The organism is bacterium (genome assembly GCA_030530825.1).
Taxonomy (GTDB): Bacteria; Patescibacteriota; Saccharimonadia; order Saccharimonadales; family Saccharimonadaceae; genus Nanogingivalis.
In genome coordinates this window covers 45622-58797 of sequence record JAUMUF010000002.1, presented here as the reverse complement: position 1 = coordinate 58797, position 13176 = coordinate 45622, and the positions used below count along the sequence as shown (strand labels likewise).

Here is a 13176-nt window from a genome sequence, read left to right as displayed (position 1 = left end):
TGATTATGGATAAAAAACGCCAAACTATTGATGGATTTACCCCAAGACGGCCTAGAGTGGCTGTTTCGAAAATTGAAAAAAATGACAAAAAGCCTGCTATTGAGCGAAAAAAGCAGGTAGCCGAGCGAGAAAAATCTCTTGATGATGCTCTAAATACTATCGAGATTGAAGACAGCCCTCAACAAAAAACCGACCACATAAGAGGTGAGCGATCTCGAAGGAGAGAACAAAGAGAAAAAATCTCCCCCAAGATTGAAAAAAAGTTGGACAAAGTCAACAGTAAACGCGATAGAAAGGGTAAAAACCCACTTTCTCTTAAGCGATTTTTATTTCGAAGAAAAATTCGAAGGGTGCTGGCTGTATTTTTGATAATTGGATTGTTGTTTTTTGGTTCGAAAATCTATTCGATAATTTCTAATGGAATCGGTAATTTGAATAAAATTAGTAGTGGCGGCAATATTTTTGACGTTCTTTCTCCTGTTGAAAAACTCAAACAGGATGAGGATGGCCGTACTAATATTTTGATTTTTGGAACTTCGCCAGAAGGTTGGGATGGAGAAGACTTGGCGGACTCAATTATGGTGCTGTCCACTAATCAAGAAACAGGTAAATCTTACACGATCTCACTACCCCGCGACCTATGGGTGAAGCATAATTGTCCATATCTTCTTGGTACCACGGCTGGGAAATTGAATGAGAGTTATGTTTGCGGAAAATTCAGCGAAGGAATTTATAATAATAAAACCGCTTCAGAAGAAAAAAAGAAGCAGGGTGAAAAGTTGGGTCAGCAAGAAATCGCCGCTGCGGCTGAGAAAGTTTTAGGATTAAAAATTCATTATTCTGTTCACGCTAACTGGCAAGTTTTAGTTCAAGCGATTGATGCGATTGGCGGAATTGACGTTAAGGTCGAAGTTTGGGACGGCTCACCTTATATGTACGATGTGGCAACCAAAGTGCGCTATAAAAATGGCGAAGTTGCCCACATGAACGGTGAGCAGGCTTTGGCATTTTCTCGCGCTCGAGGCTCGGCTGGCGGATATGGTTTGAGCGGTGGCAACTTTGACCGTGAACGCAATCAGCAAAAAGTCTTAAAGGCTACGCTTGAAAAAATTAATAAAGAAAAGTTTAACATTGATGCCTTGATGGAGATTTCGAATGCACTTGGCGATAATGTTAAATCCGACTTCACTATCAAAGATATTCGCTCGGGTCTTGACTTGGCGCTAAAAACTTCTGCGGATAAGGTTAAATCTCTACCTATGGTTGATGAAAAAACCAATCTCTTAACCAACGATAATATCGGTGGTGTGAGTGCGGTTGTGCCAACGGCTGGACTCTATGATTATTCCGCAATCCGTAAATTTGTGGCCAAAAACACCAAAACTGGTGACTTCATAAGCGAAGAAGCCAAAATTATTATCTTAAACGGGACGGAAATTTCTGGTTTAGCAGGTAAAAAACAAGCACAGTTAGAGAAAGATGGCTTCGAGGTTGCGCAAATTGGCGATTCTGCGGAAAAGGGCATTAAGTCCACCAAGATTTATGATATATCTAAAGAAAAACCCTTAACATTGAAAAAACTTCAAGAAAAATTGAGCATTTCAAAAGTAGAAGATTTACCTTCGAAATTAAATTCTTGGAAAAATAAAGCCGATATCTTGGTTATTCTGGGGGAGAACGAGTGAATTTAACTAAAAAGCAAGCCGAGATTCTGGAGTATATTGACAATTTTATTGTCAGCCAAGGCTATAGCCCAACCTATCGTGAGATTATGGCGGGCCTTGGCTATAAGTCTGTGGCTACTGTCGCTAAACATATCGACAATCTTGTAATGCTTGGATGTCTTGAAAAATCCGATGGTGGTGAAGCGAGATCTGTTTCTATCAAGAAGCAGGGCCGAGAATATATGGACGATACGGAAAAATTCGTGCTTGAATTTTTAGAAAAACGGGCGGATGAATTTTCGAGACGGGGCGATTTTTCTACTTCGAAGAAGATTCAAGATACTATTGAATCCATCTGGGGATAATTTAAGCCAAGAGAAAGCCCCTTCGAAATAATATCGAAGGGGCGAAGAGTTAGATATAAACCAAAACCCTTATTAGTTCGTCGCTTGTTGCGACTAAGTAATGTAGTGCACCTCTGTCATACTCAAGTCTTTCCGTACACTGGACTTTAAGGATTTTGCCGCTTTTATGCGGTTTACTTTTAAGCCCAGATGACAGTATCATTTCACCGCTGAGTCTTGTAACGACTCTTGGGATTTGATATGTCTTCATCGTATAATCTGGACGTACATCCATACGGATTTCTTCCGGATTTATTTTTTTGCGGCTAAATAGGTTCTTTATTGCGTTAAACATAGTTTTCCTTTCGCGTTTTTTGCTCGCCAGCATTTATTTTTGCTGGAATTTTATTTCCTGCGAGGAAATTTCGAAGCAGTTTTATTTTTCGAAAAATCTTCGCAAGAAATAAAATCTTTCGGCCTAAACGGAAAAGTATCTCTAACTCTTTTTGAAAGTTCTGGTTAAAATCTCTTGATTTCAACCTTGACTGTATTATAGCATAATAATAATAAGTCAAGAGTATGCCTGAAAATCGCAAGCGTTTTGCTTGATTTTTGGTGTGAAAACAGATATAATTAAGGTATATTTTAACTTAAGGGAGATTGAAAATGGCAAAAGTGGCTAAAAAAACGGAAAATGTAGCGGATAGCGGCAAGAAACAAGCGCTTGATTTGGCGATTGCGCAGATTTCGAAGCAATTTGGTGATGGCGCAATTATGACTTTGGGTGAAAATTCTAAAGTTGATGTTGAACTTTTGCCGAGTGGTGCTTTGAGCCTTGACCTCGCGCTTGGTGGCGGATATCCAAAAGGTCGAATTATTGAAATTTATGGCCCGGAATCTTCTGGTAAGACAACTTTGACTCTTCATGCTATTGCGGAAATTCAAAAGCAGGGCGGAACTGCTGCTTTTATTGACGCTGAACATGCTCTCGATCCAGCCTACGCCCGAAAACTCGGTGTAGATACTAATAATCTCCTTGTTGCCCAGCCTGATAACGGCGAGCAGGCTCTCGAAATCTGTGAAACGCTTGTGCGCTCAAATGCCGTTGACCTGATCATTGTCGACTCTGTTGCTGCCCTAACTCCGCAAGCGGAAATTGATGGCGATATGGGCGACGCTCATATGGGTCTTCAAGCACGCTTGATGTCGCAGGCCCTTCGAAAATTGACTGGAATTATCAATAAGTCCAAGGCAACGGTTATTTTTATTAACCAAATTAGGATGAAAATTGGTGTTATGTTTGGCAACCCAGAAACCACAACTGGCGGAAATGCGCTTAAATTTTACGCTTCTGTTCGTGCTGATATTCGAAGGATCGCGCAAATTAAAAATGGCGATGACGTTATCGGTAACCGCACTAAGGTGAAAATTGTAAAAAATAAGATTGCGGCGCCGTTCCGTGTGGCTGAATTTGACATTATGTATAACGAGGGAATTTCCAAAACTGGTGACATTCTCGACCTCGCTGTTGAGTATGAAGTTGTCGCTAAATCTGGTGCTTTCTACAAATATAATGATGAAACTATCGGCCAGGGTCGTGAAAAGGCTAAACTTTTCTTGAAAGAAAATCCAGAAGTTATGGCTGAAATTGAACGCAAAGTTCGCGCTCAAGTTAATGGTGAAGAGATTATTGAAGAAGAAGTTCCTAACCCTGAAGAAAAGTAATATCTTAAGCGTTCTTTAGCTATTGCATTTATATTTTTCCTGTTAGTAGCGGGAGGGAGTTTGAAGAAGTGAAAGTTATTGACAGAAAATTAAAAAACGGCGTTAAACTAAGGATTTTGAATTCCGAAGAATTTAAGTCTAGTAAAATTATCGTAAAATTTAATTCTGGATACTTAAGTGAATCTCGTGAAAAGAATCAAATCGCGCATGTTTTAGAGCATATTTTGTGTGATTTATCGAATGAGGATCGAGATTGGATTGCTCGATCTGGTGCTGAAACTAATGCTCAGACTTGGGAAGAATATACCCGCTATTTTATAGAGACTCTCCCTGAATTTTTTGAAAAAGCGGTTGATTTGCAACTTCGGGCTATTGAAAATCCTAAAATTTCTGATGAGTCGGTGAAGCGTGAAATTTCCAATGTTAGAAGTGAATTTTCTAATCGTCGCCAAACACCTCTTAATAAACTTTATGATATAAAAATGGAGGAAATTTTCCCTAATACTATCAATGATCAGACTGCACTGAGTAGTCTTGATAATATTACTTTAGGGGATATTCGTCGCCATTACGATCAATTTTATACTACAGATAATGTTCGAATTTTAATATTCGGAAATTTTTCAACAGAAGAGATTTCCAGAGTTATTAAAAGAATTGAGAATTTTGCTTTACCTCGCGGAGAAGAAAAAACATTTCCTGGGATTAAAATATCAGATAAGAGGGGTGCTAAAATTTCAAAAAATGAAGATAAAACACATCTGATGTATATACCGTACTCTGCTGAAATCAGAAGTGATCCTCGTTTACGTGCGGCTTGGCTCTTGGTGCGAAATTTCTTGATGGATTTTGAAACTGGCAAGATTTACCGAGAGGTTAGAGATAATGGGTTGCTTTACTCAATTTATCTGGGGCTTAATTTAGATCAGAATAGTTTACCTAATTTCGAGTTTTCGTTTTCTGCTGATAGTGAAAATTTTGATAAAATTATTGAAATTATAGAAAAGTGGATTTCATTTGCTAAAAATGCTGAATTTTCCGATGAAGAATTTGAGAGATTACGTATTATTTCTAAAAATAAAATTTGTATGAAACTAAGGAAAGTTGAACTTCGCGTAAACTGGCACGTTTGGAATTTTTTACTTTTTGGCGGATATGGTTTGGAAGATCTTCTTGCTGAATTTGACAAAGTCACAAAAGATGATTTTGTTAAGATAGTTAAGATTATTTTTGATAACTTTAAGGTTGAAGAATAATGGCGCTGGAGATTTTTTCGCAAAATGATTTTATTGATTCGAAAGAGAAAAAACTTTCGAAAAGGCTTAGAATTGGTGATAAAATTGAGCGAAGCCCCCAAGAAGAATTTATTATAACAGAAATAAAGCAAGCCGTCAAAAACCCCAATAGGGCGAATATTTTTATTAACGGGAAGTATCGTTTTTCATTGGATATTTTCCAATTGACGGATTTGGGTATTAAAGTTGGCGCTGTTTTTTCAAAAAGTGAAATTTTACACCTTGAGCAACAGTCGGAGTTTGGAAAATTATACGCCTTGGCTCTCAATTATTGCTTGATGCGGCCGCATTCCGAAAGGGAAATTCGCGATTATTTAATGAAAAAGACACTTGACAAAAATCTTAAAAATCGTAAAACAGGAGAATTTTATAAAAAATCTGGAGTTTTAAAGTTGAGTGTTGAGCAGGTTTTGGCTCGTCTTGAAGAGAAGAATTATATTGATGATGAGAAATTTGCTCGATTTTGGGTAGAAAATCGCAATCTTAGAAAGGGATCTTCGATAAAAAAACTTAGAGTAGAATTAACTCAAAAAGGTGTTTCGAAAGAGATTCAAGATAGGATTTTTGAAGAATCTGGGCGAAATGATATGGAAGAAATTCGTAAAATCATTGACAAAAAAGCAAAAAGATATCCTGATAAGCAAAAGTTGGTTGCATATTTAGCCAGACAAGGCTTCTCTTTTGATGATATTAATCGGGCGCTAAGCGATATTAATTTCTGAACGGATTAGTAAAATTAGGGATGAAATCTTCTTTTTTGCTTCTTGTATGTATTTCTTCGATCTCGTTATCTATAATGATTTTTTCATCTGTTATTTCCACTATTTTCTGGGTTGGAATTGTAAGTTCAGTGTCGGACAGTCGTAAAAAAAGACTTCTTTTTACGATGAGTTGCTGAATTGTGAAAGTTGCAAGATTTATAGTAAAATCTACGACTTTTCCGACATTTTTTCCATTTTTATCAACTACTTTAATGCCTTTAAGATGAAAGTCAAGGTCTAGAATTTCTTTAATTTTGATAACGTCATCAGGTAAAATAAAATCTTCACCAGAGTCGATGATGTAGCCAAGACGAGAGAGCTCTCTTATTTCTGCGATTCGAAGAAGCATTTTTTCTTTCGAAAAAACATTAGCCTCCAAATGATACGCTACGATCTGTAGATTGCGGGGGTCAATTACAGGCTCGCCCGCAACAGCCAACTGTGAACCTGTTTGAAGAGCCATAACAGGGGTATTCTCGAGGCGTGAAGATAGGATTAGCATAGTATTATTTTAACATAAGCGACAACCAAAGGCAAGTTTTAGTTAAAACCCAGTCCTTCTTATAACTTCTTTGAGCGAAGTTTGTCCTCTTAAACTCTTGACAAGTCCGTCAATTTTAATTGTAATATAGTTATTTTCGAGCAGAAATTCTTCAATCTCGGATGAATTAGGCTGAGTTGAGAGAAAATTTCGAAAATCTTTACCAATAGGCGCTTCATATAGATTGATAGCTTCGAAAATCGCAGTTGATCCCGTAAAAATCTCTTTATTTTCAGGGAATTTAGCGAGTTTTTTGATTGACGCGGAAGTTGTTTTTAGCGGTGAATTTTGGCTAAAATATTCTCGAGCGGCGATCTCAAGATTATGAAGATTTTGCGCTGAAATATTGAAATCTGACAAAATCGCTTGACTATCTTGTGGCGGAATTTCTTCAAAAATAAGATTTTTTTCATCTGTTGTGCGGATTAAAGTTTGACCAATAATCGCTAAAATATTGGCGGAACTCAAGAAATAATCCACGCCGAGATATTTTAAAAACGGCACAACTTGGCTGGTTTTATGGACAGGGAGGGATGCGATGATGAGTTTTCCGCTCATTGCGGCTTCAAAGATAATTTCAGCCGTTTGCTTATCTTTAACAGAGTCAACCAAAACCACATCTGGATTTTGTGAAAGTGCGGCATGAAGAACTTGCGGATAGTCCAGTCCTATTTTAGGATTGATAGCGATTTGATTAACGCCCGTCAAAATCTTCTCGATTTGTCGCTCTACGGAAACTATATTTTTTTCTTCTGAAATCAAACGCTCCAAAAGTGCAAAGTTGGTTGAATTTTTGCCTTCACCAAAAGTAATAATCACGCCACGGGGTTGCGATAATGCCTTTTCAACAGATTGAAGATTTTTGCCCCATAGACCAATCTGATCTAATTTACGAACAGAATTTTGCTTCCGAAGGATTCTTAAAGTTGTTTTCTCGCCCAAAAAAACTGGCGAAGTTGACACTCGGACGCGATAATCTTCTCTCGAAAATTGCCCAATCTGGGTAAAAGTCTTTTCTGAAAAATTGAGTTCTGCTAAAAATTTGAAATATTTGGCGAGTTTGGCAGAAAGTTCAAGCGGAAGAGTTTTGGCTGTTTTGAGCATTCCACCAATCCTAAGACGAACCAAGGTGTGATTTTCTCTTGGTTCGATGTGGATATCAGTTGCTTTTTTAGAAAATCCTTCGCTCAAAATCTCTTCAGCGATGGTCTTCACTAATTCGTCAACTTCAAAAGCCTTCCTGTTTTGCCTACCCGTTTTCATTATTGAAATTATAGCATAAGTTTTTTGAAAAAGCAATTTTTATTTTGCGCGGAAATATGGTAAAATTAAAGAAATGTTAGCCTATAAAAACAGATTTCATGGACACGGGAGCCTTCGGTATGTTTACGCCAAAGGTGATGCTGTTCGAACGCAGAAAATCGTTGTCAAATTTACACCAAATTCACGACGAAAAGATAGTCGATTTGCGGTGGTTGTTTCGAAGAAAGTCTTGAAGTCTGCGGTTGGGCGCAACCGGATTCGGAGGCGAGTTTATGAGATTATTCGCCACGAATTACCCGAGATCGAAGGTGTTTTTGATGTTGCGGTGATGGTGTTTCATAAAAGTGTTCGCGAGATGCCGCACGAAGAATTGCGAGATTCAATTAAAGAGATTTTCAGCGAAGCCGGATTTTATTGTAAAAAATAACGGGGTTTGATATAATTAAAAGTATGAATTTATTTGAATTACTGATTACTCAACCGATTTTGAACTTACTTTTGACCATTTATCAAATTATTGGTGACTTTGGAGTTTCAATTATTCTTTTTGCGGTAATTGTGAAGTTTGCTCTCTGGCCAATTACCCGCGCTAACCTTCAACAAAGCAAAAAAATCCGCGATCTTCAGCCGAAATTGGCAGAAATTAAAAAGAACACCAAGGGTAATCGAAACGCCGAGTTGATCCAAACGATGGCGCTTTATCGAGAAAATGGCATCAAGCAAGGCAGGACGATCTTAACTTCGATTATTCAAGTTATGATTTTTATTACGCTTTTTACTGCGTTAAATATTGTGGTCCGAAGAACAGAAATTTCCAAATTCGCATATAAACCAGTGGCGGAATTTTCTCGCGTAAAGGAATTGACCTCTGACAAAGAGTTTAAGCCAAAGTTGTTTGGCGTGATTCATCTTTCTGAAAAGGCATATCCTTTTGAGAGTCGTTCGAGCGTGTTTTTGTTCGTGACGGCGATTTTCTCGAGTTGGGTTCAATATTATCTGATGAAGCAGGTGAACGCCGGCAAAAAGATGCGTAAATTTAGTGAAATTATGAAGGAAGCGGCAGAAGGTAAAGAGGCTGATCAAGCCGAACTTAACGGGATTGTCTCAAAAAATATGAGCACAATGTTGCCGATCCTAATGTTTTTGACAATGATTAACTTTTATGGTGCGATAACTTTTTATTACTTTGTTTCCAACTTGATTCAATTGATTCAACAGAGAATTATTTTGAATCAAAAAGAAGAAACTTCACCTATCGACAAAAAAGTCAAGAAGGCTAAAGAAGCCAAAGTCGTCGAAAGGGTGACTTCAAGCGGGGCAAAAGTCCGGCGGATTAAAGCAAAAGATGGGAGGAAAAAGTAATGAATAGGGAAGAATCAATTGTTTTTGCTACAAGGTTTTTAGAGGATATTTTGAGTTTTTATGGGGTGAATTTGGCCGTTTACTCGACGGCGGAAGATGATGTTATACAACTTTCTGTGCCTTCGAGCGAATTAAATTCGATTTTAATAGGTAAGAATGCTGAGAATATCCGCTCGCTTCAATCACTTATCTCTGGTGCTTTGGCGATAAAGAACGCAGAACTTATCCGAGTTAATGTTGATGTTGCCGATTATAAAAAGCAACGAGCGGACAGAATTGCTAAGAAAGCCGAAGGCTGGATCAGCAAGGTCCGAGAAAACGGTGAGGACTTCAAACTCAATCTTAACGCGGCAGACCGCCGAATCGTCCATAAAGTTGCCCAAGATTATTCCGACATTGAGACGCATTCTGAGGGCGAGGGACGCGAGCGATACTTGATAATTTCTAAAAAGTAAACTAAAACCCGAGTTGTAAATTCTCGGGTTTTATAAGGTTTATTTTTTGAAAACGACTTTTTTATAGAGTATAAAGTTCCAAATCATGCTTACGGCTGTGGCTGGGATTTTAGCCAATATTGTGGCGATCCCATCATTATTTATTAAGTTTTTGGCAATTGGGCTAAGCAAAAAAATTATAAAACCTTGAACTACCCAAAGCCCGAAAAGTGTAACTATAGTGAAAAGGACCATTTCTTTTGCTAATTGTTTTTTTGATTTTAACTCACTTTTAAAGGTGTATTTTTTATTTAAGCCAAAACTATTCAAAAAAGTAATGCCAGTTGAAAAAATATTGGCAATAATTTTGTTCACTCCAAAATTAGTCAAAATCACCAAAATTACAATATCGAGAATTGTATTCAATCCGCCGATAATAGCAAAGCGGAAGCCTTGATTTTTAGATAGACTTGCGAGATTTTTCATTTTTATTCCTTTGATATTTTTTAATTTCTTGCGCGATATAGACGGGGCGATTCTTGGTCTCGGTGAAAATCCTGCCGATATATTCGCCAATAATTCCAAGCGAGAGCAGTTGAACTCCACCAAGGAATAAAATGACGCTCATCAAAGAAGAATATCCATCACCAGTAGGCACTCCAAATAGAGGCCGAATTAAAAGATATGCAATCCAAAAAAACGCAAATGTTGAAATTATAAGTCCTGCAAAAAATGAAATTCTAAGTGGTGAAGTTGTAAAACTGGTGATACCCTCAATCGCCAGATTGGTTAGTTTGAAATAATTCCACTTAGTTTCTCCAGCCGCACGAGGGTCGCGGGCGTAAGTTATTTCCTTTTTATTAAAACCCACCCAAGAGAACATACCCTTGGTGTATCGATTGTTTTCTCGAAGTTTTTTTAGTTCCTCTATTGCTCGACGGTCGAGGAGGCGAAAATCGCCTGTGTCGCGCTGAATTTCGACATCGGAAATTTTTTCCAAGATTGAGTAGAACCACTTGGAAGTTGCTTTTTTGAGCCAAGTTTCACCCTCGCGAGATTCGCGCTTGGCGTAGACATCATCATAACCTTGCTCCCAGAATTTTATCATCCGTGGAATTAACTCTGGCGGGTCTTGAAGATCAGCATCTATAATTACCACTGCATCACCACTTGCTGTATCAAACCCAGCGAGCATCGCACGCTCCTTACCAAAGTTTCGAGAAAGGTTGACATAAGAAATCCTTTGATCACGAGTTGATGCTTGCTTGATGATTTCAAAGGTTTTATCTCTTGAGCCGTCATTAATAAACAAGAACTCGAAGTCGTAATCTGCGGTTTTCTTCGCCAAATTTGCGAGACGCTGAAAGAGAAGCGGCAAGACTTTTTCTTCATTATAAGCAGGAATCATAATAGTTATAAGCGGTTTCATTCTTTTATTTTAACATAAAATCTGATATAATTGAAATTAGTATGAAGAATTTTGGACTATTTGAAAAGAAGAATCGTGTGCTTCTTTATGAACTCATAAAAACCGACTTCAAGTTGCGTTATCAAGGGTCTTTTCTTGGCATTTTATGGAGTGTATTGAAGCCGCTGATGATGTTTGTGGTGATGTATTTTGTGTTTGTTAGATTTTTGAAAATTACAGATCCTAATATTCCGCATTATCCAATAACACTTCTTCTTGGTATCAGTCTTTGGGGATTCTTTACTGAAGCGACAAGTCTTGGCATGAACTCTATTGTGGCGCGTGGCGACCTACTTCGAAAGATTAATTTTCCAAAATATATCGTGATTTTATCGTCAATGGCGACAGCGTTAATTTCGCTAACTATTAACCTTGGTGTAGTTTTGCTTTTTGCGATTATTTCTGGGGTCGGATTTAGTTGGAAGATTATTTTGGTTCCATTCGATATTCTGCTTCTGTTTGGTGCAGCGTTTGGATTCTCGCTGATCCTCGCAACGCTTTATGTTAAATTTCGTGATATTTCTCATATCTGGGACGTGTTTATGCAGATTTTGATGTATTCGATGCCGATAATGTACCCAATTTCATTAGTGTCAAAGGTTGCGATTTTCGGTATTTCTCTTTCTAAGATTATGATGATTAATCCAATTGCTTTTGCTATTCAAGATCTTAGACATAATCTTGTAGCGCGAGAAGTTCCGACATTTTGGACGATTTTTCCCAATCACTTACTAGTTGTCATTCCTATTGTTATTGTTGTGGGTCTTGTCGTTTTTGGACTGTGGTATTTTAGTGAGAATTCAAAGAAATTTGCGGAGATGATGTAATGGGTAAATATGCTTTAGAAGTTAAAAATGTATCGAAGAGTTTTCGTCTGCCGACAGAACAGGCTAATGGGATAAAGCAGGCTTTTGTTAACTGGACAAAAGGGGTGAAGGGATATAAAGAATATCAAGTTTTGAAGGATATTTCGTTTAAGGTTGAAAAGGGTGATTTCTTTGGAATTGTTGGTCGAAATGGCTCCGGAAAATCAACTTTACTTAAAATTATTTCGCAAATTTACACGCCAGAAAAAGGCTCGGTCAAGGTGAATGGCACGCTGATTCCGTTTATTGAACTTGGTGTTGGCTTTAATCCAGAACTAACTGGTCGCGAGAATATTTATTTGAACGGCGCATTGTTAGGATTTTCTAGGGAGGAAATCTCGGCGATGTATGATGATATTGTCGAATTTGCTGAACTTGAGCAATTTATGGATCAGAAACTCAAGAATTATTCGAGCGGAATGCAGGTGCGCTTGGCGTTTTCTATCGCGATCAAAGCGCAGGGCGACATTCTCGTCTTGGATGAAGTTTTGGCTGTTGGCGATGAGGCTTTTCAGAGAAAGTGCGATAATTTCTTCTCTGAGATAAAGAAAGATAAAACAAAGACGGTTATTCTTGTAACTCACTCTATGGAAAGTGTTCGCAAATATTGTAATAAAGCGATTGTGATAGATGGGGGTGATTTAACTGTAGATGGTAGCGTTGAAGATGCTGTTAACTATTATGTTGAATCAAATTCGTCATCTAAGACCAAAAAGAGTAAGTCTGAGGACGACAATAATTATATTAAGGTTTATTCAGATAAGCATATCACCACAGCAGAGAAAGGGTTTGACTTTAGTATAGAATATAATAATGAAATTAAAGAAAAAACCTATTTTAATTTTGTTATTGTCGATGTTGGTCGTGGCGGAATAGTCTTCAATAGTGAAAACTACGACGCTAAAAAGGGTGTCAATACTCATAAATTCCACATAGATTTAGATATTTTTAATAGTAGTAAAATGAAGATATATGCATCTTTAAGATATTCTAATAAGCATCACCAAGACAATATGATAAAATATTCAAAGGATGATGAATCTTGCTTTTTTGAATTCCATAATTCCAAACAAATAACGAATTATTCATTATTGAATAATAACTTCATTAATATAACTAAAAAATAGCCTACTCAAAGGCTATTTTTAGTTATATATTCAACGAATTCTTCACTTTTATTTGATATGTATCCACCTTCAAAATCTTGACTCTCTAAACCGTCTTCGTTGGTTTTTATTCCGTCAGTAGGCATTCCCAACTTACCGCGTTCGTAATCTAATTCGGCCCATCTCTTTCGAATTTCGCCCATAGACTCCCAGTATCCAGTTCTGCCAGTTCCAATGATGAAGCCTTTTTCGTAAGATTGGTACCATCCTTTTCCACTCCAGATTTCTGGACCAGTAGGCATTCCCAACTTACCGCGTTCGTAATCTAATTCGGCCCATCTCTTTCG

The 13176-nt window shown here is 37.6% G+C and carries 16 protein-coding genes; 10 read left to right on the top strand and 6 right to left on the bottom strand.

The window, feature by feature from the left end:
* Positions 1-5: 5 nt before the first annotated feature.
* On the top strand, positions 6-1685 hold the full coding sequence (locus Q4A21_03415; GenBank protein ID MDO4902569.1) for an LCP family protein: 1680 nt from the start codon (positions 6-8) through the stop codon (positions 1683-1685).
* Entirely contained in the window at positions 1682-2029 is a 348-nt protein-coding gene (locus Q4A21_03410; GenBank protein ID MDO4902568.1) for a hypothetical protein, read from the top strand. The genes Q4A21_03415 and Q4A21_03410 overlap by 4 nt, the downstream gene beginning before the upstream one ends.
* A 49-nt stretch (positions 2030-2078) precedes the next feature.
* On the opposite strand, the gene Q4A21_03405 is transcribed toward Q4A21_03410, so the two are convergent.
* Positions 2079-2363 (bottom strand): hypothetical protein, encoded by a 285-nt coding sequence (locus tag Q4A21_03405; protein ID MDO4902567.1) that lies wholly within the window; start codon positions 2361-2363, stop codon positions 2079-2081.
* Positions 2364-2674: 311 nt separating this feature from the next.
* Here Q4A21_03405 and recA point away from each other — a divergent pair, with 311 nt between their 5' ends.
* The 3 genes from recA to Q4A21_03390 all read left to right on the top strand — a co-directional run bounded on the left by recA (position 2675) and on the right by Q4A21_03390 (position 5750).
* Positions 2675-3733: a recombinase RecA gene (recA, locus tag Q4A21_03400; protein MDO4902566.1), complete on the top strand. Its 1059-nt coding sequence runs from the start codon at positions 2675-2677 to the stop codon at positions 3731-3733.
* A gap of 68 nt (positions 3734-3801) precedes the next feature.
* Entirely contained in the window at positions 3802-4989 is a 1188-nt protein-coding gene (locus Q4A21_03395; GenBank protein MDO4902565.1) for a pitrilysin family protein, read from the top strand.
* Entirely contained in the window at positions 4989-5750 is a 762-nt protein-coding gene (locus tag Q4A21_03390) for a regulatory protein RecX (protein MDO4902564.1), read from the top strand. The genes Q4A21_03395 and Q4A21_03390 overlap by 1 nt, the downstream gene beginning before the upstream one ends.
* On the opposite strand, the gene Q4A21_03385 is transcribed toward Q4A21_03390, so the two are convergent.
* Positions 5740-6291: a PRC-barrel domain-containing protein gene (locus Q4A21_03385; protein ID MDO4902563.1), complete on the bottom strand. Its 552-nt coding sequence runs from the start codon at positions 6289-6291 to the stop codon at positions 5740-5742. The two genes, Q4A21_03390 and Q4A21_03385, sit on opposite strands and share 11 nt — an antisense overlap.
* A gap of 42 nt (positions 6292-6333) precedes the next feature.
* Entirely contained in the window at positions 6334-7593 is a 1260-nt protein-coding gene (locus tag Q4A21_03380; protein ID MDO4902562.1) for an ATPase, T2SS/T4P/T4SS family, read from the bottom strand.
* A 73-nt stretch (positions 7594-7666) separates the two neighbouring features.
* Between Q4A21_03380 and rnpA the strand changes: the two genes are divergently transcribed.
* From rnpA to Q4A21_03365, 3 genes are read left to right on the top strand one after another with little or no spacing between them, the layout of a single operon-like run.
* A complete protein-coding gene (gene rnpA / locus Q4A21_03375; protein MDO4902561.1) occupies positions 7667-8020 on the top strand; it encodes a ribonuclease P protein component in 354 nt (117 codons plus the stop codon).
* A 23-nt stretch (positions 8021-8043) separates the two neighbouring features.
* Positions 8044-8955 (top strand): membrane protein insertase YidC, encoded by a 912-nt coding sequence (gene yidC, locus Q4A21_03370; protein MDO4902560.1) that lies wholly within the window; start codon positions 8044-8046, stop codon positions 8953-8955.
* On the top strand, positions 8955-9410 hold the full coding sequence (locus Q4A21_03365; protein ID MDO4902559.1) for a R3H domain-containing nucleic acid-binding protein: 456 nt from the start codon (positions 8955-8957) through the stop codon (positions 9408-9410). Before yidC ends, Q4A21_03365 begins: the two co-directional genes overlap by 1 nt.
* 39 nt (positions 9411-9449) lie before the next feature.
* On the opposite strand, the gene Q4A21_03360 is transcribed toward Q4A21_03365, so the two are convergent.
* Together Q4A21_03360 and Q4A21_03355 are read right to left on the bottom strand one after the other, a co-directional pair.
* Positions 9450-9875 carry a GtrA family protein gene (locus Q4A21_03360; protein ID MDO4902558.1) on the bottom strand — a complete coding sequence of 142 codons (426 nt, stop codon included), beginning with the start codon at positions 9873-9875 and terminating at the stop codon, positions 9450-9452.
* Positions 9850-10818: a glycosyltransferase gene (locus Q4A21_03355; protein MDO4902557.1), complete on the bottom strand. Its 969-nt coding sequence runs from the start codon at positions 10816-10818 to the stop codon at positions 9850-9852. Before Q4A21_03355 ends, Q4A21_03360 begins: the two co-directional genes overlap by 26 nt.
* Positions 10819-10859: 41 nt before the next feature.
* Here Q4A21_03355 and Q4A21_03350 point away from each other — a divergent pair, with 41 nt between their 5' ends.
* Entirely contained in the window at positions 10860-11684 is an 825-nt protein-coding gene (locus Q4A21_03350; GenBank protein MDO4902556.1) for an ABC transporter permease, read from the top strand.
* A complete protein-coding gene (locus tag Q4A21_03345) occupies positions 11684-12850 on the top strand; it encodes an ABC transporter ATP-binding protein (protein MDO4902555.1) in 1167 nt (388 codons plus the stop codon). Before Q4A21_03350 ends, Q4A21_03345 begins: the two co-directional genes overlap by 1 nt.
* A 5-nt stretch (positions 12851-12855) precedes the next feature.
* Here the strand turns inward: Q4A21_03345 and Q4A21_03340 are convergent.
* A partial coding sequence (locus Q4A21_03340; protein ID MDO4902554.1) for a hypothetical protein occupies positions 12856-13176 on the bottom strand: 321 nt, incomplete at its 5' end.

Bases quoted from the DNA above. Each gene is read 5' to 3' on its own strand.
- Q4A21_03415 (MDO4902569.1), top strand. From the start codon at position 6: ATGGATAAAAAACGCCAAACTATTGATGGATTTACCCCAAGACGGCCT.
- Q4A21_03405 (MDO4902567.1), bottom strand. From the start codon at position 2,363: ATGTTTAACGCAATAAAGAACCTATTTAGCCGCAAAAAAATAAATCCG.
- recA (MDO4902566.1), top strand. From the start codon at position 2,675: ATGGCAAAAGTGGCTAAAAAAACGGAAAATGTAGCGGATAGCGGCAAG.
- Q4A21_03390 (MDO4902564.1), top strand. From the start codon at position 4,989: ATGGCGCTGGAGATTTTTTCGCAAAATGATTTTATTGATTCGAAAGAG.
- Q4A21_03385 (MDO4902563.1), bottom strand. From the start codon at position 6,291: ATGCTAATCCTATCTTCACGCCTCGAGAATACCCCTGTTATGGCTCTT.
- Q4A21_03380 (MDO4902562.1), bottom strand. From the start codon at position 7,593: ATGAAAACGGGTAGGCAAAACAGGAAGGCTTTTGAAGTTGACGAATTA.
- rnpA (MDO4902561.1), top strand. From the start codon at position 7,667: ATGTTAGCCTATAAAAACAGATTTCATGGACACGGGAGCCTTCGGTAT.
- yidC (MDO4902560.1), top strand. From the start codon at position 8,044: ATGAATTTATTTGAATTACTGATTACTCAACCGATTTTGAACTTACTT.
- Q4A21_03365 (MDO4902559.1), top strand. From the start codon at position 8,955: ATGAATAGGGAAGAATCAATTGTTTTTGCTACAAGGTTTTTAGAGGAT.
- Q4A21_03360 (MDO4902558.1), bottom strand. From the start codon at position 9,875: ATGAAAAATCTCGCAAGTCTATCTAAAAATCAAGGCTTCCGCTTTGCT.
- Q4A21_03355 (MDO4902557.1), bottom strand. From the start codon at position 10,818: ATGAAACCGCTTATAACTATTATGATTCCTGCTTATAATGAAGAAAAA.
- Q4A21_03350 (MDO4902556.1), top strand. From the start codon at position 10,860: ATGAAGAATTTTGGACTATTTGAAAAGAAGAATCGTGTGCTTCTTTAT.
- Q4A21_03345 (MDO4902555.1), top strand. From the start codon at position 11,684: ATGGGTAAATATGCTTTAGAAGTTAAAAATGTATCGAAGAGTTTTCGT.